Here is a 21,564-nt window from a genome sequence, read left to right as displayed (position 1 = left end):
TCAACCTCCGGCCCGAAAGGATCCCCATGACCGAGAAGTACACAGCTCTCTACGAGCAGCACAAGAAAGCCGGCGCGTCCTTCACCGACTTCGGCGGCTGGCAGATGCCCCTCAAATACAACTCCGAACTGGCCGAACACCACGCCGTCCGCACCGCAGCCGGCCTGTTCGACCTCTCCCACATGGGCGAAGTCTGGGTCACCGGCCCCCAAGCCGCAGCATTCCTGGACTACGCGCTAGTGGGCAAGATTTCGGCCATGCCGGTAGGCAAGGCCAAGTACTCGCTGATCTGCAACGAGGACGGCGGCATCATCGACGACCTCATCACATACCGGCGGCCCGCTGCCGCGGACGGGACCGACGTCTTCCTGGTGGTCCCCAACGCCGGCAACGCCACCGTGGTTGCCGAGGCGCTGGCCGACCGCGCGGCATCCTTCGACGTCCAGGTGCGGGACGCATCAGCGGAAACCTCGCTGATCGCAGTGCAAGGGCCCAAAGCTGAGGAACTGCTGCTCCGCCTGGTCCCCGCCGCCAGCCACAACGAGGTCACGGACCTGAAGTACTACGCCGCAGTGGAGGTCCCGCTCCTGGTGGGCGGTGCAGGGCAGGAACTCCTGGTGGCCCGCACCGGCTACACCGGGGAGGACGGGTTCGAGATTTTCGTGCCCAGTGATGCCGCACCCGCCTTGTGGCAGGCCCTCATCGCCATCGCCGACGAAGGGGAGCTCACTCCTGCCGGCCTGGCATCCCGCGACTCACTGCGCCTTGAAGCCGGCATGCCCCTCTACGGTAACGAACTCTCCCTGCAGGGCGACCCGTTCGCCGCCGGCCTGGGACCCGTCGTCGCGCTGTCCAAGGAGGGTGACTTCGTGGGCAAGGCCGCGCTGGCCGCCAAGAAGGAAGCCGGTGCCGGAACGACCTCCGGCCGCCGCCTCGTCGGACTAAAGGGACTCGGCCGCCGTGCCGGCCGTGCCCACTACCCGGTCCTTAAGGACGGCGTTCCCGTCGGCGAGGTCACCTCCGGGCAGCCCTCACCCACCCTCGGCTACCCGGTGGCCATGGCGTATGTCGACGTCGAACACACCGCCCCCGGTACGGCACTGGATGTGGACCTCCGCGGTAAGGCAGAGCCGTTCGAAGTAGTCGAGCTCCCGTTCTACAAGCGCTCAAAGTAACACCGAAAGCCGGTGGTTGAGCTTGTCGAAACCCCTTGGCTGGCTCCGGGGCGGCCGGCCCGGCACTGCCATGCGCTCCGTGGTTGCCTTTGGCCCGGTGGGACCGGCATCCTCCGCGTGCTCGGTCGCGTAGACGCCCGCTGGGCGGACGTGACGCTCCCTTAGACGCACGCTTCCGGATGCCGGTCCCACAGGGGCGGCGCGTATCTTACGTTCCACGGCCTCCGGGCGGCGATTGGCAGCAGAGGTGACGGCCCATGGTGGGTGACCGGATTCCGGAAGCGTGCGTCAAAGCGACGAAGGAGCAGCACGCGGAGGAATTCGGTCACCCACCACCCAAACCCCGACCACGTACTTTTTTGTGAGGAAGACCCGTCATGGCTGTTGGCGTTTTTGATCTCTTTTCGATCGGGATCGGTCCGTCGTCGTCCCATACTGTGGGGCCGATGCGGGCTGCTGCGGTGTTCGCGGAGGAGTTGAAGGCTTCGGGCAGGCTGGGGTCCGTGGCGGGGTTGCGGGTTGATTTGTATGGGTCGTTGGCGGCGACCGGGCACGGGCACGGGACGATGACCGCGATTCTGCTGGGGTTGGAGGGGTTCCATCCGGAGTTGATCCTGCCCGGTGAGGTGGAGGAGCGGCTGGCCTCGATTGCGGAGACCGGGGTGTTGAACCTCGCCGGGGCCGGCGGGCAGGGTGTGCCGTTGCCGTACGGGGTGAAGGACATGGTGCTGCGGCCGTTGACGGTGCTGCCGCGGCACACGAACGGGATGACGTTTACGGTCACGGACGCGGCCGGGGAGGTGCTGCATGCGGCGACGTTCTTCTCGGTCGGTGGCGGGTTCATCGTCCGGGAAGGCGAAGAGGACGCCGCGCAGCAGGAACTGGAGGCCTCCAAGCAGGAACTGCCGTTGCCGTTCCGGACCGCTGCGGAACTGTTGGTGCACTGCCGGGACACCGGGCTGGGCATCGCCGACGTGATGCTGGTCAACGAGAAAGCCTCCCGGACCGGGGAGGAGATCCGGGCCGGGCTGTTGCAGATCTGGTCCGTGATGGAGAACTGCGTCGCGACCAGTCTGAAGCGGTCCGGGGTGTTGCCGGGCGGGTTGAACGTGCGCCGCCGCGCCCCGGACTGGTACGAACGGCTCAAGAAGGAAAGCGCAAACCCCGGCGGCGGCAGCCAGGACCGGGATGTTGCGTGGGATGCGGGCCCGTTCGATGCCAGGTACTGGCAGGAGTGGGTGAACCTGGTGGCGCTGGCGGTGAACGAGGAGAACGCGACCGGCGGGCGGGTGGTCACGGCGCCGACGAACGGGGCGGCCGGGATCATCCCGGCGGCGCTGTTCTACGCGCTGCATTTCGCGCCGGGCATGGACAAAGCCACCCGGCAGGACCGGGACGGTGTGGTGGTCAGGTTTTTGCTGGCCGCGGGTGCGGTGGGGGTGCTGTACAAGGAGCAGGCCTCGATTTCCGGGGCGGAGGTCGGCTGCCAGGGCGAGGTGGGGTCGGCGTCGTCGATGGCCGCGGCGGGCCTGGCCGAGGTGATGGGCGGGTCCCCGGCGCAGGTGGAGAACGCGGCGGAGATCGCGATGGAACACAACCTGGGCCTGACCTGTGACCCGATCGGCGGGCTGGTCCAGGTGCCCTGCATCGAACGGAACGCGATCGCTGCCGCGAAAGCGATCAACGCCGCGAAAATGGCGCTCTGGGGCGACGGCACCCACCGCGTCTCCCTCGACGAAGTCATCATCACCATGCGCGAAACCGGCAAGGACATGAGCGACAAATACAAAGAAACCGCCATGGGCGGCCTCGCCGTCAACGTCGTCGAATGCTGACCGGGGACGTCTCGATCCCGCCGGCCGCCCGCAGCTAGTTGTGGACGGCGGCCCACCAGTTCAAGGTGGCGGCGAACACCAGCCACGCCACGTAGGGCAGCAGGAGCAGGCCGGCAGTCCTGCTGATCGGGCCGAACTGCAGGACAGTAATGGTGACCGCGGCAATCAGCGCCAGGATGATGGCCAGCGCCAGCCACAAGGCAGCGGTGCCCAGCGTGGGATACAGGCCGAAGAACACCGGCGTCCAGACGAGGTTGAGTACGAGCTGGATGGCGTAGGCGGTCAGCGCGGGCCTGGTCTTCGCTGTCCTCTTCCGCCACACAAGCCATGCCGCAACGGCCATGGCCGTGTACAGCACGGTCCACACCGGTCCGAACACGAAGTTCGGCGGCGACCAGGGTGCTTTATCCGCCGTGGAGTACCACCCCTCCACGTTGTTGATGGTGGCCAGCCCGCCCAGCGCCGCAACCAGGAAGGACGCTGCCAGCAAGCCGGCCAGCACGGCCGCCTGGACCCCGCCGCGATACGGCACCGCGTTTTCTTCCGGCGGCGGCTTCAACTGTTCCCGGTCTTGCTGCATCCTTCCACCCTTGCGAGCCCCGGTGCCGGAGTCAAGGCGGAAGGCCGGTCCTGCCGCAGGCTTTAGACTTGAGGCTGCATGTCCGCACACATCCACGAGTACCGAAACCGCGCATCAACCCGATTGGACACGGCCCCCTTGCGAGAATTCACCGCACGTTTTGCCACCGCCGAGGAAATTGAAAACTGGGACAAGCACGTCACAGCCAACCCGAACGGCGGCAATATGTTGCAGTCGGCCGCTTATGCCACGGTGAAGAACGGCAGCGGCTGGAGGGTCCGTTTCCTGGTGCTGGAAAACCCGGAAACAGCAAGCTACAACCTGGTACTGGAAAAGAAGTTCCCCGTGCTCGGCCGGCTGTGGTACCTGATCAAAGGCCCGGACCTTGCCGCGGCGGAAGATCTGAAGGCCGCGCTGGAAGCCTGCGCCGCGTTTGCCCGCGGGCGCAAACTCAACGTCTTCACCATCAAGATCGAACCGGACATTATCGACTCCGCTGATGCCCGGGCGCAGCTGGCCGCCGCCGGACTGGTCAAGGCGCCGAACATCCAGTCCAACGACTCCACCGCCCTGCTGGACATCTCCGGATCCGAAGAAACAGTCTTCAAGAACATCTCCTCCCGCGCCCGCAATGCGATCCGGCGGGCCGAACGGGAAGGCTGCGAAGTTGTGCGCATGGAACAGGGGCCCGAAACGTACCGCGCCCTGTACGACCTCATGGCGGACACGGTCAAGGCGAAGGGCTCGATGCCGCTGCGCAGCTATGAGTACTACGCCGCCTTCTGGGACGAATTCTGCAACCGGGGCCAGGGGAACTTCTTCTTTGCCTACGAGGACGGCAAGCCCAGTGTGGGCGCCTTCGTGATCAATTACGGGGCCAAAGCGACCTATAAGGACGGCGGCTCCATCCAGAACCGCAAACAATACGGCGACTCGCACCTGGTGCAGTGGGCAGCAATCCGGCGCATGCAGGAACTCGGCTGCATCGAGTACGACTTCTGCGGCACGCCACCGGCCTCGAGGATCAAGGACAAGAGCCACAACCTTTACGGCATGGGCATGTTCAAAACCAGCTTCACCAAAACGGTTACGGACTTCGTGGGCTGCCACGACTACGTGCTCTCGCCACTGCGGCACCGTCTCTGGGTCAAGGGCGCAGAAGGGTGTTCCGCCGGATTGAAACGGCGCGGACCGGCCAGCAGTTCTACTGACCCCCACCTGTCCCTCGGCGCCGGCACCGGCACTGCGCCCCACCAAGCCCCTCCCGCACCGCGGCGCACTGCCACGCCGCGAGAACACTGAAGAAGGTAACCCTTGAATCCAGTTCCCACCGCCACCGGCCTTGAGTTCGCGGTCCTCAGCGATGCCGAGTTCGAGGCCTTCGCCCTGAAGCATCCGCAGAACAGCTTCCTGCAGTCGGTCGACTTTGCCCGTTTCCAGCGTGCCCGCGGCCAGGAGGTGGAGCTCTTCGGGGTGCGCAGTGGCGGCGAACTCGTGGCAGCCGGCAAGCTGAACTACACCACGACGCGCCTCGGCTACACGGTCTGCGAATGCGCGAACGGGCCCCTGATGGACTACGCGGACCCGGAACTGGTGCGCGCCGTCGTCGGACTCCTGCGGAAGCGAGCCGCCGAACGCAAGGCCGCCGAGCTGCGCATCTTCCCGAACGTCCACTACATTGCCCGGGACGAGGACGGTGCAGAACACCCCGAAGTGCTGGACAACCGTCCCCTCGTGGCGCAGTTGGAAGGGCTGGGGTTCCGGCACCAGGGCCTGGACATGGACTTCGTGAACGTGAACTGGATGTTCATCAAGAGCCTCGAAGGCATCCGGGACGCGGAAGAGCTGATCATGAGCACCAGCTACCGCACCCGGAAGGCAATCCGGAAGGCAGAGAAGAACGGTGTGTTCCTCGAACAGGCCACGCTGGAAACGCTGGACGAGTTCTACGCCGCCCTGAGCCGGGCCGGGGACGAAAAGGGCTTCGTATACCGCGAGCGGGCCTACTACGAGCACCTGCTCCGCACCACGTCCCCCGAGTTCACCAAGCTCATGATGGCCAAGATCGACATCCCGGCCTACCGCAAGTCCATCACCGACCGCCTGGCCACCGAGTCCGCCACTGCCGCCGACCTCCGGCGCGAAGTGGAAGAGACGGGCAGCAAGAAAAAAGCCAACCGGCTCAAGGTAGTCCAGGACCTGGTGGACAGCTACGAGCGCAGCCTTAAGGACATCGAGCGGTTCCCGGACTCCGTGGGCGTTGCCACGGTGGCCGCCATCCACTTCGTCTGCTACGGCGACGAGGTGGTCTGCGTGATCGGTGGCACCGTCCAGGACTACATCTACTTCAACGGCGCCACGTCACTGTACTGGGGCATGATGCTGCACGCCCTGGAAAAGGGCTACCCGCGCTACAACTTCTACGGAACGTTCGGCATCTCCGGCCAGGACAGGAGGGCCACGGCGGCTACGAGTTCAAGAAGGGCTTCGGCGGCGAAGTGGTCCAGCTGGTGGGTGGCTTCGCGATGCCCGTCCGGCCTGCCGTGTTCCATGCCAACCGGCTTGCGCGGGCGGCCGTCGCGGCGGCCCGCACCGTGCTGGGCAGGCTGCCCGGCAAGGGCACATCCTGACCGGCAGTCCGCACCGTATCCACACCGCCCCGGGAGGAGGGAACCCATGACCGACCGACCCGAGCGTCCCGCGGCAGACCGCCCGCAGCGGGCAAAACCTGAACCCGCAAAGCCTGAACCGGCCACCACAGGACCGGCCACCACCGGACCGGAACGCGCCGGAGCCGGACGTTCCGGCGCCGGATATCCCGGGGTCCGGCCGCACACCGACGGGCTGCCAAAGACGCAGCCGCTGACGGCTGCCCAGATGAGGCAGAACGCTGCGGCCAAGAAGATGCTGCGCCGGCTGGTCCAGGGCGAAAACCCGCCGACGGCGCCGCTCAGCATCGTGGACCGTCTGGCCGGCAGTCCCTACGCAAACCCCACCATCCAGGTGGGTGGCGTGGACACCTCGGCGCGCAAGACGCTCGACTTCGCCCTGCACCTGGCCGAGACCATGTTCCGCTACGGCGCCGGCGCGCTGGAGGTGGAAACCAGCATCATCGCGGTCACCGCGGCACTGGGGCTGAAGAACATCGAGGTGGACATCACCAACCAGTCCGTGGGCATCAATTACGCCCCCAAGGACCAGACGCCCATTGCGCTGCTGCGGGTGGTGCGGTCCTGGACCAACAACTATGCGGGCCTGGCCAAAGTGCACCAGCTGGTGACGGACATTGTGGCCGGGGGAGTGGGCCGTGACGAGGCCATCCGTCGGCTGAACGAGGCAATCACCAGCCCCAAGCCCTTTCCGCGCTGGATGGTCACGGTGGCCTTCGGAATTTTCGCTGCGGCGTTCGTGGGCGTGCTGGGCGGCGGCCCGGTGTCCTCGGCCATCGCCTTCGTTGCCAACATCGGCATCAGCCTGCTGGCGCGCCAGCTGGGACGGTGGCGCGTGCCGGACTTCTTTATTACCGCCAGCTGCTCCTTCGTGGTGACCCAGCTGGCCCTCCTGCTCTGGCAATTCGGCCTAACCAACTCGCCGGCGATCGTGGTGGTGGGCGGCATCCTCCTGCTGCTGCCGACAGGACGCCTGGTCTCGTCCGTGCAGGACGCCATCAACGGGTTCCCCGTCACGGCGGCCGGGCGGTTCCTGTCAACGCTGCTGACCTTCGGCGCCATCGTTGCGGGCATCGCCGTCGCATTCGTGGTGGGTGAACTGACGGGGATGCAGCGCATCGACGTCACCCAGACGTTCCCGCCGGCCTATGACCTGTGGGTCCTGGTGATCCTTGTGGCGGTGGCTGTGATGGCCATCGGCATCACGGAACAAACCACCTGGCAGCTCCTGCTGCCCACCGCGGCTGTGGGCGTCGCCGGCTACTTCGTCCTGCTGGGCGGCGGGCTGCTCGGCATCGGTGACCGCTTCTCGCCCGCCCTCGCCGCAGTGGTGATCGGTCTGCTGGCGCGCGTGGTCGCCCTCCGCCTGGGGGCGCCGCAGCTGGTGGTGGCAGTCCCCGCGGCGCTGATCCTGCTTCCGGGCCTCACCATCTTCCGATCGATGTACGTGCTCACCATCGAGGAGGCCGAGATCCTGCTGGGCGCCGGCGGCATGCTGAGCGCGGGCGCCATTGTGCTGGGAACGGCCGGGGGAATTGTCCTGGGCGACACCCTTGCGCGGCCGCTGACCCGGAGCCTGGCGAGCAACGAGCGGCGCCGCGCCCGCCGCCGGTAGCCCCGCACGCGGGCGGTTCCGGGCTGCGTGGCCGCGGGTCAGATCTGGCCGACCGGCAGCTTCTTTTCGGCCTGGAACACGTCCTCCACGCGTCCCTGCGCCCAGTAGCCGGACAGCGACACCTGCCTGCGTTCCAGGCCGCGCTGGGCGAAGAAGATCTCCCGGAGAGCCTTCATATAGCCCCGCTCGCCGTGTGCAAAAACGTCCACCGTCCCGGCCGGCCACTCCGCGCCGGCCACAGCGCTGACCAGCTGGTCGCTGGACCCGGCGGGTACGCCGTGACGGAACAGCCAGGTGATCTTCACGCCGGCGGGTGCGGAGAGCGGCTGCACGTCGGCGTCGGAATCCACCTCGAGGAAGGCCAGGCCCTTCGCCTCCGAAGGCAGCGCCTCCAGGCTTGCCGCGATGGCAGGCAGTGCTGCCTCGTCGCCGGCAAACAGGTACCAGTCAGCCTCCGGGTTTGGGTTGTAGGCGCCACCCGGACCGGTGAAGGTCAGCGGATCGCCGGGCTCGGCCTTGGCCGCCCAAGGGCCGGCCAGCCCCTCATCGCCGTGCACCACGAAATCGATGGCCAGTTCCCGGGCAGCGGGATCAACCCAGCGCAGAGTGTACGTGCGGGTGTAGGGCCACTGCTCGCGCGGCATGGTTTCCCGGATGCTCCACAGGTCAAGGGGAGCGGGGTATTCGACGCCGGGCTGCGGAAAGACAATCTTCACGTACCGGTCCGCGAAGCCGTTGTTGACGAAGTCGGGAAAGCCCGGACCGCCGGCCACGATGCGCACCATGTGCGGCGAGAGCTGTTCCCGGCGGAGCACCTCAAGGCTGATCTGGGGACGGCTCTTTTTGGTGGCGGTGGTGGCGGCGGGAACAGTGCTCATAAGGCAAGCCTAACCTTAAGGAACCGGTGGAAGCTCCCAGGTTACGTCCCCGGCACCCTGCTCCCGCAGGAGCCGGTTCACCTGGCTGAAAGGCCGGGAACCGAAGAAACCGCGCGACGCGGACAACGGGCTCGGATGGGCGCTGGACACCACCGGCGTATCGCCCAGCAGCGGCCGGACGGACTCGGCCTCCTTGCCCCACAACAGCGCCACCAGCGGCATCGGTGCGCTGTCCGGGGACTGCCGGGCGGCAACTGCGGCGACGGCCGCCGTCGTGATTTTCTCCCAGCCCTTGCCGCGGTGCGAGCCGGCGGCGCCGGCGCGCACCGACATCACCCGGTTCAGCAGCAGCACCCCCTGCTCCGCCCAGGCGGAAAGGTCCCCATGGACGCGGGCCGGAATGCCGAGGTCCGCTTCCAGTTCACGGTAGATGTTGGCAAGGCTGCGGGGGATGGGACGGGTGCGCTTGTCAACGGAGAATGAAAGGCCGACGGCGTGACCCGGCGTGGGGTAGGGGTCCTGGCCCACCACCAGGACCTTCACGCCGGCAAGGGGCTGGCGGAACGCGCGCAGGACGTTTGACGGCGACGGCAGCACCTGGTGCCCCGCCGCCACCTCCTCTGCCAGGAAGCCGAGGACGGCACGAAGCTCGGGTTCCACTTCCGCCAGCGCCCCGGCCCAGTCCGGAGCCACGAGGTCCGACAGCGGACGCCGCGCGAGTTCGGCGAACCCGTCCGTTCCGGCAGGGTCCTGGTCCAGTTCGAACAAGGCGTCTGATTCAAGCACCGTCCCATTCTTGCAGGGGAGTGGGGTCGCCGGGCCACGGACAGGACTCCCTGGCGCAGCCGGCGCAAATGACAAGGCTGTTATTCGTCCGTAGCATGGGGGTAGGACATTTTCCCCTAGACCTCGAAGGAGTGTGCCGTGGCGGAACCGGCCCGGGAACATCTGCCCGAGGAATTGCCGGAGCAGGAACCACGGAACACCCTGCTGGCGGACTTCACGCTGCGCGAGTCCCCGCTCAGCGAACGCGAGCAGCAGATGCTGGCGCTTGAGCGCCAGTGGTGGAAGTACGCCGGGGCCAAGGAACAGGCCATCCGGGAGCTCTTCGACCTCTCTGCCACCCACTATTACCAGCTGCTGAACGCCCTGATCGACCGCGAGGATGCACTCGCCCACGATCCCATGCTGGTCAAGAGACTGCGTAGACTACGTACGTCCCGCCACCGGGCCCGGACTGCCCGGCGCCTGGGCTCCGACGCCTAGGACCCCCGCGTCTCCAGCAGCAATTTCCCAAGGAAGTCAGCCATGACCAGATACGCCCGTGACGAATTCGACAAGGTCCCGGAAAACCCGCAGCGGCAAGGTGTGCACCGCACTGCTTCTGCACCCTCGCGGGTACGCCTCTGGCCCATCCTGGCAGTAGGGGTGGCGGCGCTGGCCATCGGGCTGGTGTCGTTCCTGATCCTTCCCAAACTTGGTTTCAGCGGCACGGGTGCGCAGGTATCCTCCAGCCAGGAAGCGGCCCCCCCTTGCGGAAACGGGCACAACGCCCTTCGCCAGTCCCGAGAGCACCCCGAAGCCCACCACGGATGCCGTGCCCTCGGCGTCAACCGGGCCGTCGCCCAGCCCCGAGGCAGTACCGGAGGCCACCACGGCGGCGCAGGCGCAGGTGGTCCTTGACCGGACCCAGCCCGTTGCCGTCTACAACGCCACCGGAACGGCAGGCCTGGCTGGCCGGGTGGGTGGAACCGTCCAGGCGGACGGCTGGACCCTGGGCAGGTTGGCAACTGGGCCGGAGCGCCGCAGCAGGGTTCCACTATCTTCTACGCCGGGCCTGAACAACTGGCCAACGCCCAGGCCCTTGCGCGGCTGGTGGGCGTCAGCACGCTGGTCAGCAGCACGGACTTCCAGGTCCCCCTGGTTGTGGTGCTGGGTCCCGGATACCGGTAGGCATCCCCGTCCGGCCGGTTACGCGTGAATAACTATTCCCGGCCCCGCTCCGGGACACCTGCAGGGCAAACCCGGCATTGGCTAGAGTGAAGTCCAGGGTCCGGTCCGGGGCAGGCAAGCACAATTCGGGCTCCTGGGTCCCCGGTCTCAACGGAAAGAGTTGGTCAGCATGGCACAGGGAACCGTGAAATGGTTCAACGCGGAAAAGGGCTACGGCTTCATCACCGTTGACGGATCCGGAGACGACATCTTTGTCCACTGGTCCGCCATCCAGGGTGAGGGCTACCGCGCGCTGGATGAGGGGCAGCGCGTTGAGCTTGAAGTCGGCGAAGGCGAGAAGGGCCCGCAGGCCGAAAGCGTCCGGCCCGCCGAGTGAAGCTTTTCCCCCTTTCCGCCGTCCATGTCCGTCCGGCGCTCGCCCTCTCCACGTGCGCCCTCCTGGCTGCTACCGCGTGTTCCGGTGTCACCGGCAACGCCCGGGTGGAGTCAGTCGAGGCGTCCGGCGACGGCATCCTGCGGGTTGGCCTGGTCCTGGACAGCACCGGTGGCAGCAGTTTCCTCAATGACTCCCAGCTTGCCGCGGCGAAGCTCGCGGTCAAGGAGATCAACGCGACCGGCGGGCACAAGGGCAGGCCAGTGGAACTGCTGCCGGTCGAGGCGGGCCAGGATGCAGCGGCCCAGGCGCATGCACTGGTGGCCGGCAAAGCAGACGTTGTCATTGGGCCCACCGATTCGAGCCACGCCCCCGCCGTCATTGATGTGCTCTCCCGTGCCAGGACGCCGCTGATCTCGCCGGCCAACACCGCAGCAGGCCTTACCGGAACGGACTCCGGCGGCTACTACTTCCGCACGGCCGCCGCGGACGTCGCCCAGGCACCCGTCCTGGTGAAGCTTGCGAAGAACGCCGGCGCGGCCTCCGTTTCCGTCGTCTACCAGGAAGGCGCCTACGGCAAGGACGTTGCCGATGCCATTTCCGAGGCGGCGGCCCAGGCCGGACTGGACGTGGCGGCAAGCGAGGAGTTCCCGCCGGGGGAGGCGGGCAAAGCCGCCGGCGCGGCAGGGGAAGCCGACGCCGATGCCGTCATCCTGGTGGCCCGCGAAGGAGCCCAGGGTGCACTCGCGGAACTGGACAATGCCGGGATCGCCGGGCCCCGCATCATCCTCAGCGACGGAGCCTTCGCCCGCTACGGGTCCAAGCTGGGCGCCAAAGCACTGGAAGGCGCCCGCGCCGTGGTCCCCGGCCAGCTTCCCTCCGCCGGATTCCAGGAACGGCTGCTCGCCGTCGACGGCCAATTGAAGGATGTTTCCTTCGCCGCAGAGACCTACGACGCCGTCACCCTCGCGGCCCTGGCCGCGGCCAGGGCCCAGGACGACGCCGGCCGTTCCATCGCCGCCAACCTTCTCAGCGTGTCCGGCGGCAGCGCCGGCAGGTCCGCCGAGGCCCCCGCCTGCTCCACCTACAAGGACTGCGTCACCGGGCTGGCGACGGGCGCGGAGATCAATTACGACGGCGAATCCGGCCCCGTCGCGTTCGACGCCAACGGAGACATCACCACGGCGAACTTCTCGGTCTTCACCTATGGTGCGGACAACCTGCCGGCCCCCAGCGGCAGCGAGACAGCGGGCCGCCCCGGGAACTGACGCGCTGATCGCCGTCAGCGAATAGACCCCGCCGGCCCGCCGCTTCCGGCGCCTTTCGCTTGCACTCTCACGTAGGGAGTGCTAATTATTGACTTAGCACTCTGACGTACCGACTGCTAACGCAAAGCCTGCTTCAAGCCGGCGGCGCGCGGCACCGGGCAAAGAGCGAAGAAACACCTGACTGGAGTGAGGTCCGCACCCGGAGGCATACAGAGGCCGCCGGTAAAGGACCGTCCGTCGCGGGCACTGCAGCGAAGGTTCATTCTTAACGACCGTCCCGAAAGGACCACTGCCGTTATGGCCAAGATCATTGCATTTGATGAAGAGGCACGCCGCGGCCTTGAGCGGGACTGAACACCCTCGCCGACGCCGTTAAGGTCACCCTCGGCCCGCGTGGACGCAACGTCGTCCTCGAAAAGAAGTGGGGCGCCCCCACGATCACCAACGATGGTGTTTCCATCGCCAAGGAGATCGAGCTGGATGATCCCTACGAGAAGATCGGCGCCGAGCTGGTCAAGGAAGTTGCCAAGAAGACGGACGACGTCGCCGGCGACGGCACCACCACCGCCACCGTGCTGGCCCAGGCCCTGGTCAAGGAAGGCCTGCGCAACGTTGCCGCCGGCGCCGACCCGCTGTCCCTGAAGCGCGGCATCGAAAAGGCCGTTGACGCCGTCACCGCCGAGCTGCTGAACTCCGCCAAGGAAATCGAAACCAAGGAAGAGATCGCCGCCACCGCCTCGATCTCCGCCGGTGACGACGAAATCGGTGCCCTGATTGCCGAAGCCCTGGACAAGGTTGGCAAGGAAGGCGTCATCACGGTCGAGGAATCCAACACCTTCGGCCTGGAGCTCGAACTCACCGAAGGCATGCGCTTCGACAAGGGTTACATCTCCGCTTACTTCGTCACCGACGCAGAGCGCCAGGAAACGGTCCTCGAGGACCCGTACATCCTGATCGTCAACTCCAAGATCTCCAACGTCAAGGAACTGGTTGCTGTCCTGGAAAAGGTCATGCAGTCCAACAAGCCGCTGCTGATCATCGCCGAGGACATCGAGGGCGAGGCCCTGGCCACGCTGATCGTCAACAAGATCCGCGGCACCTTCAAGTCCGTTGCCGTCAAGGCTCCGGGCTTCGGCGACCGCCGCAAGGCGCAGCTGGCCGACATCGCCGTCCTCACCGGCGGCCAGGTCATCTCCGAAGAGGTTGGCCTCAAGCTGGAGAACGCCGGCCTGGAACTGCTGGGCAAGGCACGCAAGGTTGTTGTCACCAAGGACGAGACCACCATCGTTGAAGGTGCCGGCGACGCCGACCAGATCGCCGGCCGCGTGTCCCAGATCCGTGCCGAGATCGAGAACTCCGACTCCGACTACGACCGCGAGAAGCTGCAGGAGCGCCTGGCCAAGCTGGCCGGCGGTGTTGCAGTCATCAAGGCCGGTGCCGCAACCGAAGTTGAGCTGAAGGAGCGCAAGCACCGCATCGAGGACGCCGTGCGCAACGCAAAGGCTGCCGTTGAAGAAGGCATCGTCGCCGGTGGCGGCGTGGCCCTCATCCAGGCCGGCGCAAAGGCATTCGCCAACCTGCAGCTCTCCGGCGACGAAGCAACCGGCGCCAACATCGTCCGTGTTGCCATCGACGCCCCGCTGAAGCAGATTGCCTTCAACGCAGGCATGGAGCCCGGCGTTGTGGTGGACAAGGTCCGCGGCCTGCCCGCAGGCCACGGCCTGAACGCCGCCACCGGCGAGTACGTCGACCTGCTGGCTGCCGGCGTGAACGACCCCGTCAAGGTGACCCGCTCTGCCCTGCAGAACGCGGCCTCCATCGCCGGCCTGTTCCTCACCACTGAGGCAGTCGTGGCTGACAAGCCGGAGAAGAACCCCGCTCCTGTCGGCGGCGGCGACGACATGGGCGGCATGGGCGGCTTCTAGCCTTCCTGCCGGGCCAGTCCCGCAGCTACAAGAAATGCGGCCCCTCTTTCGAGGGGCCGCATTTTTGTTGTCGGGTGATGCGAGGGGGAGGTTACTTCCGTGCGCTCGAGAGCATCCCTTCCACTTCCTTCTTGAAGGCTTCGGCGGCAGCCTGGGGAGTGAGCCGGTCGTAGAGCACTTCGTCCGTGTACCGCTTGATGACGTTCTGCACGCTGCCGGCACCGACCGGGGGGACCGGCGGTGCGTCCTTCATGTCCGGGGCAATGTCCTTGAGGAAGGACACCACGGTGGTGTCTGTGGGCTTCAGGTCAGGCGTGATGCTTTCGACAATTTCCGGGTTGGTGGGCACGCCCCGGTCCGTCATCAGGATAGCGCCGGCCTCGGGACTGTTGGTCAGGTAGTTGATGAAGGTGGCGGCCTCGTCGGGGTGCTTGGAGCGGGACGAGGCGGACCAGAACATGGTGGGCTTGTAGTACATCCCGTTGTCCGCGGCGGATCCGTCAACGCTGGGAGCGCGGAGCATCTTGATGCTGCTGCCCGTGGTGGACTCCAGCGAACCGAGCTGGTTGGTCCACCACCAGGCCATGCCGACCCTGTTGGTGCCGAACAGGCTTTCCTCCAGGCCGGCGCCCGAATCCTCGGTGGCCACTGTTGCCGGCGGGCTGGCCTTGGAATCGCGCTGCTCCTTCAGCCGCTCCCAGAAGGACGCAGCTGTTGCCGTGTCGAAGTCCAGCTTGCCGTCGGCGGAGTAGAGGTTCTCGCCGTGCTGGCGCAGCCAGATGATCAGGTCCGCCTCGTTGCTGCCGTACGCGGCCCCGTAGTTCTTCCCGTCACCAGCCGCGCTGATCTTCGAAGCCGTCTCCATGAAGTCGTCCCAGGTCCAGGTGGTGTCGTCCGGGAGGGGCACGCCCGCCGCCTCGAAGACCTTGGTGTTGGCCATGATGACATAGGCATTCTGGCCGGTGCTCAGGCCGTACTGCGCACCGTCGTACTGGCCTGACGCCAGCGCTTCCTTGTCCAGCTTTGAGGTGTCGATCCCGTCCTGCTTTCCCAGGTCCAGGAGGGCACCCCGCCCGCCGTACTCGGCGATGTACTTCTGGTCCATCTGGATGACGTCGGGAGCATCATTCGCGGCAGTCTTGGTGGCGAGCTTGTCCCAGTAGCTGGACCATTCGCCCGGTTCTGATTCGATGTTGATGTTGGGATGCTCCGCCTCAAAAGCGGTGATGACCTTTTCGGTCTGGGCATTGAGGTATTCGTTGCCCCACCAGGCGAAGCGCAGGGTGACCTGCTCGTTGCCGCCGGAGCCGCCGGGCGCACCGCAGCCGGTAGCAAGGATGGAGAGGGCCAGGGCCGCCGCGCCGAGCTGGAATTTCCGCCGGCTCACAGTCCGAATCGTCATTGATGTGCCTTCCTGAATGCCGCCTTCCTCCTCTGAAGCACCCATGCCCAGGAATAAGAAAGCGTTTTCTCGAGTAGTACTGCGATTGTTTCCCGAATGGCTCACGCCCGTCAAGAACTTTCGGTAAACGTTTTCCCACTTGTCTTGGCTCCGCGCTGCGCAGGGGAAGCTGGCACGTGCCGCCATTGTCGCGCCGGTCTGGCAGGATGGACCGGTGACGATTACTGCAGCGGCTGACGGTTCGGCCTTGGGAAATCCCGGCCCGGCCGGCTGGGCCTGGTACGTGAATGACGACTGCTGGCGCGCTGGTGGCTGGCCCCACGGGACCAACAACCAGGGTGAACTGATGGCGGTGCTGGACCTTCTGCGCGCCACAGCCCACCTTCCGGGGGAGGACCTGCGGATCCTCTGCGACAGCCAATACGTCATCAACTCGATTACCAAGTGGATGCCGGGATGGAAGCGCAAAGGCTGGCGCAAGGCCGACGGCAAGCCCGTCCTGAACGTCGAGCTCCTGAAGGAGCTGGACCGGGAGCTTTCCGGCCGAAAGTACACGTTCGAATGGGTCAAGGGGCACGCCGGGCACGAGCTGAATGAGGCGGCTGATGAACGCGCCCGTGCTGCGGCCACGGCCTATCAGCAAGGCGTTGCCGCGCGCTCAGGTCCGGGTTTCCCCGGCGGACACCACCCCTCTTCCGGAGCTGCCGCTGCGGGATCCCGGCCCGCACCGCAATCCCGGCCCGCAGAGGCAGCTCCGGAAGCGCGGCAGGGTGCGGGGAAGCAGCCGGTTGCCACCACTCCCGGCGCCGCCGGAGCTTCCGGGACACCGGGCTCCCTTCCTCCGGGAAGCGTGGACGAACCTGACCTGTTCAGCCAGCTCGAAAGCGACGCTTTCGACGTCGCTGAAGCCAAGCGTCAGGCCTCGCCGCCCGAAGCCCTCGTCGAGGAGCTGGAGCGTGAGCTGCTGGGACCGCTGGTGCGCGGTGACATCGGCCGCACGGCCGTCCTGCTGCACCCTGAATTTATGGAGATCGGCAGCTCGGGGCGGGTGTGGACGCGCGATGCCATGATGATGGCGCTCGAGGAGGATCCCGGGGAGCGGACCGATATCGAGATCCTGGGCGCTGACCGGATCGGGACCGGCGCCGTCCTGCTGACCTACCGGAGCTTCACCCGCTCCGGAACCGTCCTTCGGAGTTCGCTGTGGGTCCTGGACGGAGACCGCTGGCGCCTGCGGTTCCACCAGGGAACACCGGAAGCCTAAACGCACGCCGCGGAGGCAGGGCCGGCCGCCAGCCTGGCTAGCTGAAACGCTGGGTGTTGCCCTGTTCCGCCTGTGCGTAGGTGGCGGCAGCGGATGCCAGGGCTGCGTTGATGGAAGCCAGGGCGGCCTCAACCCGGCCCTGGGTCATCGTCCACTCGGCGATCAGGGCCTGGAAATTGGTCGCGGCAGAGCCGCGCCAGGACCCCTGGAGTTCGTCCAGTCCGTACTTCATGGCCTGGACGTCAGCGCTGATCCTGTCCACCGTTGCCTGCACGTTGGCGGACTTCAGCTGCAGCAGTTCGGTATCGACGGAAATGATGCTCATGGTAGTGCCTTTCACGATGGTGAGGCAGCAGAAGCTTCCCCGCCCGGCCTTTCCGGGTGCTGCAATGAGCCTAGGGACGCGCGTGCGTCCCGCGCCAAGGGCGAACGCTATATGTGGATAACCTCGCCGTCGCTGCCTTGGGCGTCGGCCTGCTGCGGGTGGTCCTCACGGCAGGGCAGGCTGACCACCAGGGTGGCACCGCCGCCGTCGGTCTGCGCCACCCGGACTGAACCGCCGTGGGAGCCCACGATCGCGGCCACGATGGCCAGGCCCAGGCCGCTGCCGCCTGTTTCGCGGGTCCGGGAAGTGTCCGCCCGGTAGAACCGTTCAAACACCTTGGAGGCGTCCTCGTCCGATATCCCGGGCCCGTGGTCGCGGACCTCGATGACGGACAGGGATTCACCGTTCGCGCTCCGGACGCCCACGGCGAGTTCGATGGGGCTGCCCTCGGGGGTGTAGCGGAGGGCGTTGCCCACCAGATTGCCCACCACCTGGCGAAGCTTGGCTTCGTCACCGAGCGCTGGCGCGGGGGAGGCGGGGCCGCCGTCGAGCCCGGTCAATGAAATGACGCGCGAGCGGTCGCTGGCCTGGGTGTCCACTACGGCGTCGTGCGCAATCAGCTGCAGGTCCACCGGCTTTTGCTGCAGCGGACGCTGTTCATCCAGCCGGGCCAGCAGCAGCAGGTCCTCCACCATGGATCCCATCCGCTTGGCTTCGCTTTCGATCCGGCCCATGGCGGTGGCCACGTCCTCGTCGGTGGCCAGGGCACCATGCCGGTACAGCTCCGAAAAACCGCGGATGGTCACCAACGGCGTCCGCAGCTCGTGGGAAGCATCGGCGGCGAACCGCCGCATCCTCGCTTCCGAGGCTGTGCGGGCCGCGAACGCTGTTTCAATGTGCGCAAGCATGGCATTCAGCGAACTGCTGAGCCTGCCGAGTTCCGTGGCTGGATTCTCCACCTCCACGCGCCGGGACAGGTCGCCGGCGGCAATCGCTGCCGCCGTCTTTTCCACCCTGGCCAGGGCCGGAAGGCCCGGGACACGGTCCAGGAGGCTATCAGGGAAGCCAGGAGCAGGGTAAGCAGGCCAACGCCCGTGACCACCAGGCTGGCATGTTTGAGGACGTCGTCCACGCTCTGCAGCGGCAGGCCAATGACCACGACGCCGGCGCCCTGGTTGGTCTGGACCGGAACGGCGACGACCCGCCAGTTTTCGCCGTCCGTTCCGCGGACCTGGTACGGCACCACGCCCCGTGCCTGTGCCGCCACCACTGACATGGACTTGATGTCGGGGTGGATATTGGGGTCGCCGCCGAACGGTATGGGGTCCTCGCCGGGGCAAACAGGAGCAGGGAGTAATCCGTGGGCACCGGATTGGGTGCCTGCAGCTGGCTGAACGAGCCCTGGTTCCGGGCCACGCCGACGGCCGCGTTCAGCTTCTCGTCCACCTGGCCCTGCAGGTAGCTGTGCAGCAGCGCGAGGGTGCCGGCCCCGGTCACCGTCAAGGCCACAATCAGCAGGGCCATGATCATGGCCACCAGCTGCGTCCTCAGGGAGGAGGACTTCCACCGATCCAGCAAGGTCAGCGCTTTTCTGCCGTCCGGAGCACGTAGCCCACGCCGCGTTTTGTCTGGATCAGGGCCGGCGCCTCGGGATCGATGTCCACCTTCCGGCGGAGGTAGGAGATGTAGGACTCAACGATCGACGCATCGCCGTTGAAGTCGTACTCCCAGACGTGATCGAGGATCTGTGACTTGGACAGCACGCGGTTGGGGTTGAGCATGAGGTAGCGGAGCAGCTTGAACTCGGTGGGGGAGAGTTCAATAACGGTGCCGCCGCGGCGTACCTCGTGGGCGTCGTCGTCGAGCTCAAGGTCTCCTACCCGGATGACGGCGTCGTCGTCCAGCAGCGGCTGCGTGCGGCGCAGCACGGCGCGGATCCGGGCCACCACCTCGTCCAGGCTGAAGGGTTTGGTGACGTAGTCGTCGCCACCCACCGTTAGTCCCGTGACCTTGTCCTCGGTGTCGTCCTTGGCCGTGAGGAAGAGGACAGGGAAGTGCTTCCCGGAGGCGCGGAGCTTCCGGGTCACCGTGAACCCGTCCATGTCCGGCAGCATGACGTCCAGCACGGCCAGGTCGGGCGCGTGCGTATCCGCGGCGGCCAGCGCGTCCCGGCCGTTGGCGGCGGAGACAACCTCGAACCCGGCGAAACGCAGCGAGGTGGAGAGCAGCTCACGGATGTTGGGTTCATCGTCGACAACGAGGAGCTTGGCTTCGGGGCCGGTCTTGTTCATGCTCCCATCATGCTCCCAGTCTCTGGGAGTTGTCTGGACGTTGACTGGAAAGTGGCTACCAGCCCATGGTGCCCGGGCCGCCCTTGAACGGGCCCGCCACGCGGTGCGTGATCCACCCGCCGTAAAAGCCGCCCGCCTGCGGGCGCACGCGCTCGCCGTCCACGTCGCAGTAGTCCATCTTCCCCGGATACACAGCCACCCGGTCCGCCAGCTCCTCGTAGCCGGCCATGGGCTCCGGATAGACCAGGCTGCTCGTTCCGCAGCAATTCCGCCGCCGACGACGGTCAGGTAGCTGGCAGGCCCCTTGAACTCGCAGAAACTGCTGCCGTCGGCAGGGATGAGGGACCCGGCCGGAAGTCTTGCCGGCGGAAGTAGTAGACAGGCGGGTGGCTGGTTTCAAGAACCCGGAGAGAGTCCGTGGTGTCCAGGACCAGCTCCCCGCCCAGGACGATCCGGACCCGTTCGTTGCTGGGTTCAACCCTGGGCGGCCGTGGATAGTCCCAGACCGATTCCTGGCCGGGAAGGGGAACCTCAGGGGTTTTGCGTGGGTGCATGCCTCCAGTTTCCACCCTGGATGGGCGGAATGGAGGTGGCCTGCACGAGAGGGCGGGGTCCCCGACATCCGCCGGAAACCCCGCCACTAGGGTCGCGGGTTAGGGGACGCTGTTGTCGATGGTGAACTGCTCAACACCACAAGCAGACGTTGCCGGGTCGTTGAAGGCATCGCCGCTGTAGCTGGATGCCCAGCGCCAGGTTCCCTCTGCGGTGGCATGGAACGTGGTGTTCGTGGTGGCTGCGGTCCCGTTGGAGACATTGACCGTTTGCGTGTACGCCGGGGTACCCGCGCAGGTCGCATCACTCGGGGAGTAGAGGTTGAACGTTACGGTTCCCGTTGGTGTGCCGATTCCTCCGGATAGTGTCAGGTTGTCGTTCGGGATCAAGTCTTGGGCGGTGGTGATGGTTGGCTGGCCTTTGGTGAACTTATTGGTGTAGGTGCAAGTGACGTTCTGGCCAGGGCCGAGCACGATCGATACCTGCTGTCCTGTGATAGTCACGCCGGTGGCCGTGCTGCAAACTAGGGACACAAAGCTCCACGGTGCAGTCTGGGCACCCTCCGTGACGGAGTACGTTCCTGCAGCAAGTCCGTTGTAAGCCTGGGAGCCACCGTTGACCAAGGAGAAGCTGGCAGGCGTCAGGTTGGTCGTTGTGTAGTCGAAGGACTTCGTTCCGGGCACGGGCTCGTCTTGAGTCACCTTATTGATGGTGATGCTTCCGCAGTTGCTGATGTTGACCGGAACTGGCGCAATGAAGTCCTTCAGCTCCGCGGGGAACGACGAGGAGGACCGGCTTTTAACAAATGCGCTGCCGAATGCCTCACATTCGCCTTCCTCGAACACGCCGGCGTCGGTCAGGTTGATGGCGGCTTCACCAAACAAGCCGATGCCGAGAGTACCGCCCGCGATTGGTTCAGTGACTGAGACTGTGTTTACGGCAGCTTCAGCAACTGGAGGTACGCCGGCCGGTGGGTTTGTCAGGTTTTTGTTTTCGCCCCAACAAGGCAGAGTATTGGCGGCAAAGCAGTCGTCCGCAGAATCGCCGTTACCCGCCGTGAGCCAGGTATTGAGTCCAATCGTCGGTGTGCCGCTGCCAGCGAAATCATAGGTGACCAATAGATCGCCCGCGGTACGGTTGAGGTCTACGTCTCCCGTGGACGCCGAAGTAAAGCCCGCTGTGGGATTCTTGCTGATCTCGAAGTCCAGGTTGGCGTTGCCGATGTTGACCAGTCGCTCCCAAGCCAGGTAGAGGAAGATATCCCCGTTCGCTGCTTGCTCAGACGCCTCGTAGAAGCGGGTGAGGTCGTTCTTGTTCGGAGGAATGGAACCGGTGACTACCGTAGTGGCTGGATCATCCTCTTTGGTGCCCTGGCCGAACGAATTATCAGTCCGCCCGGGTCCCGGTCTACACCTGTGCTGCGGCCGGGTACGTTGGCCCAGTCAATATTCCCTGCGGT

General features: G+C 66.1%; 17 protein-coding genes and 5 pseudogenes. 11 read left to right on the top strand and 11 right to left on the bottom strand.

What is annotated here, in order from left to right; translation table 11 throughout:
• Positions 1-26 precede the first annotated feature (26 nt).
• Together gcvT and ACPEE0_RS15985 are read left to right on the top strand one after the other, a co-directional pair.
• Positions 27-1,175 (top strand): glycine cleavage system aminomethyltransferase GcvT, encoded by a 1,149-nt coding sequence (gene gcvT / locus ACPEE0_RS15990; protein ID WP_424574848.1) that lies wholly within the window; start codon positions 27-29, stop codon positions 1,173-1,175.
• 377 nt (positions 1,176-1,552) lie between these two features.
• Positions 1,553-3,010 (top strand): L-serine ammonia-lyase, encoded by a 1,458-nt coding sequence (locus ACPEE0_RS15985; protein WP_424574847.1) that lies wholly within the window; start codon positions 1,553-1,555, stop codon positions 3,008-3,010.
• A gap of 34 nt (positions 3,011-3,044) precedes the next feature.
• Here ACPEE0_RS15985 and ACPEE0_RS15980 read toward each other — a convergent pair whose 3' ends face one another.
• Positions 3,045-3,590 carry a TspO/MBR family protein gene (locus ACPEE0_RS15980; protein WP_133352133.1) on the bottom strand — a complete coding sequence of 182 codons (546 nt, stop codon included), beginning with the start codon at positions 3,588-3,590 and terminating at the stop codon, positions 3,045-3,047.
• Positions 3,591-3,668: 78 nt separating this feature from the next.
• Here ACPEE0_RS15980 and ACPEE0_RS15975 point away from each other — a divergent pair.
• The 3 genes and pseudogenes from ACPEE0_RS15975 (at position 3,669) to ACPEE0_RS15965 (ending at position 7,874) form a co-directional block, all read left to right on the top strand.
• Positions 3,669-4,801: pseudogene (locus ACPEE0_RS15975) on the top strand (lipid II:glycine glycyltransferase FemX).
• Between the two features lie 103 nt (positions 4,802-4,904).
• Positions 4,905-6,220, top strand: a pseudogene (locus ACPEE0_RS15970) (peptidoglycan bridge formation glycyltransferase FemA/FemB family protein).
• Between the two features lie 247 nt (positions 6,221-6,467).
• Positions 6,468-7,874: a threonine/serine ThrE exporter family protein gene (locus ACPEE0_RS15965; protein ID WP_424575291.1), complete on the top strand. Its 1,407-nt coding sequence runs from the start codon at positions 6,468-6,470 to the stop codon at positions 7,872-7,874.
• Positions 7,875-7,912: 38 nt separating this feature from the next.
• Here the strand turns inward: ACPEE0_RS15965 and ACPEE0_RS15960 are convergent, their stop codons facing one another.
• Both ACPEE0_RS15960 and ACPEE0_RS15955 read right to left on the bottom strand, forming a co-directional pair.
• Complete coding sequence (locus tag ACPEE0_RS15960) at positions 7,913-8,752, bottom strand: siderophore-interacting protein (protein WP_424574846.1); 840 nt, start codon at positions 8,750-8,752, stop codon at positions 7,913-7,915.
• 15 nt (positions 8,753-8,767) lie between these two features.
• The gene (locus tag ACPEE0_RS15955) at positions 8,768-9,538 is read right to left on the bottom strand and encodes a uracil-DNA glycosylase (RefSeq protein ID WP_424574845.1); all 771 of its coding nucleotides are present in this window, start codon (positions 9,536-9,538) and stop codon (positions 8,768-8,770) included.
• Between the two features lie 138 nt (positions 9,539-9,676).
• On the opposite strand from ACPEE0_RS15955, the gene ACPEE0_RS15950 reads away from it, so the two are divergent.
• The 5 genes and pseudogenes from ACPEE0_RS15950 to groL all read left to right on the top strand — a co-directional run bounded on the left by ACPEE0_RS15950 (position 9,677) and on the right by groL (position 14,271).
• Positions 9,677-10,018: a DUF3263 domain-containing protein gene (locus tag ACPEE0_RS15950; RefSeq protein WP_133352125.1), complete on the top strand. Its 342-nt coding sequence runs from the start codon at positions 9,677-9,679 to the stop codon at positions 10,016-10,018.
• A gap of 42 nt (positions 10,019-10,060) precedes the next feature.
• Positions 10,061-10,705: pseudogene (locus tag ACPEE0_RS15945) on the top strand (LytR C-terminal domain-containing protein).
• 169 nt (positions 10,706-10,874) lie between these two features.
• A complete protein-coding gene (locus ACPEE0_RS15940; RefSeq protein WP_009358138.1) occupies positions 10,875-11,081 on the top strand; it encodes a cold-shock protein in 207 nt (68 codons plus the stop codon).
• Positions 11,078-12,346 carry an ABC transporter substrate-binding protein gene (locus tag ACPEE0_RS15935; RefSeq protein ID WP_424574844.1) on the top strand — a complete coding sequence of 423 codons (1,269 nt, stop codon included), beginning with the start codon at positions 11,078-11,080 and terminating at the stop codon, positions 12,344-12,346. The genes ACPEE0_RS15940 and ACPEE0_RS15935 overlap by 4 nt, the downstream gene beginning before the upstream one ends.
• A 297-nt stretch (positions 12,347-12,643) precedes the next feature.
• A pseudogene (gene groL / locus ACPEE0_RS15930) lies at positions 12,644-14,271 on the top strand (chaperonin GroEL).
• A 91-nt stretch (positions 14,272-14,362) separates the two neighbouring features.
• Here the strand turns inward: groL and ACPEE0_RS15925 are convergent.
• Positions 14,363-15,673, bottom strand: coding sequence for an ABC transporter substrate-binding protein (locus ACPEE0_RS15925; protein ID WP_424574843.1), 1,311 nt, complete (start codon positions 15,671-15,673; stop codon positions 14,363-14,365).
• Between the two features lie 214 nt (positions 15,674-15,887).
• On the opposite strand from ACPEE0_RS15925, the gene ACPEE0_RS15920 reads away from it, so the two are divergent.
• Positions 15,888-16,937: an RNase H family protein gene (locus tag ACPEE0_RS15920; RefSeq protein WP_424574842.1), complete on the top strand. Its 1,050-nt coding sequence runs from the start codon at positions 15,888-15,890 to the stop codon at positions 16,935-16,937.
• A 37-nt stretch (positions 16,938-16,974) separates the two neighbouring features.
• Here ACPEE0_RS15920 and ACPEE0_RS15915 read toward each other — a convergent pair whose 3' ends face one another.
• The 7 genes and pseudogenes from ACPEE0_RS15915 to ACPEE0_RS15885 all read right to left on the bottom strand — a co-directional run bounded on the left by ACPEE0_RS15915 (position 16,975) and on the right by ACPEE0_RS15885 (position 21,223).
• A complete protein-coding gene (locus tag ACPEE0_RS15915; protein ID WP_424574841.1) occupies positions 16,975-17,262 on the bottom strand; it encodes a WXG100 family type VII secretion target in 288 nt (95 codons plus the stop codon).
• Positions 17,263-17,369: 107 nt separating this feature from the next.
• A complete protein-coding gene (locus ACPEE0_RS15910; RefSeq protein WP_424575290.1) occupies positions 17,370-18,227 on the bottom strand; it encodes a sensor histidine kinase in 858 nt (285 codons plus the stop codon).
• A gap of 91 nt (positions 18,228-18,318) precedes the next feature.
• Positions 18,319-18,840, bottom strand: coding sequence for a hypothetical protein (locus ACPEE0_RS15905; RefSeq protein WP_424574840.1), 522 nt, complete (start codon positions 18,838-18,840; stop codon positions 18,319-18,321).
• Positions 18,841-18,842: 2 nt separating this feature from the next.
• Positions 18,843-19,553: a response regulator transcription factor gene (locus tag ACPEE0_RS15900; RefSeq protein WP_009358145.1), complete on the bottom strand. Its 711-nt coding sequence runs from the start codon at positions 19,551-19,553 to the stop codon at positions 18,843-18,845.
• 55 nt (positions 19,554-19,608) lie between these two features.
• Positions 19,609-19,782 (bottom strand): hypothetical protein, encoded by a 174-nt coding sequence (locus tag ACPEE0_RS15895; protein ID WP_424575340.1) that lies wholly within the window; start codon positions 19,780-19,782, stop codon positions 19,609-19,611.
• A 44-nt stretch (positions 19,783-19,826) separates the two neighbouring features.
• Positions 19,827-20,107 (bottom strand): annotated as a pseudogene (locus ACPEE0_RS15890) (DUF427 domain-containing protein); the annotation flags it as partial.
• Between the two features lie 99 nt (positions 20,108-20,206).
• A complete protein-coding gene (locus tag ACPEE0_RS15885) occupies positions 20,207-21,223 on the bottom strand; it encodes a hypothetical protein (RefSeq protein WP_424574839.1) in 1,017 nt (338 codons plus the stop codon).
• Positions 21,224-21,564 lie beyond the last annotated feature (341 nt).

The organism is Arthrobacter sp. SD76, from assembly GCF_049726125.1.
Taxonomy (GTDB): Bacteria; Actinomycetota; Actinomycetes; order Actinomycetales; family Micrococcaceae; genus Arthrobacter; species Arthrobacter nitrophenolicus.
Note: the sequence above shows the minus strand (reverse complement) of the source record. Positions and strands in the feature narration are given on the sequence as shown.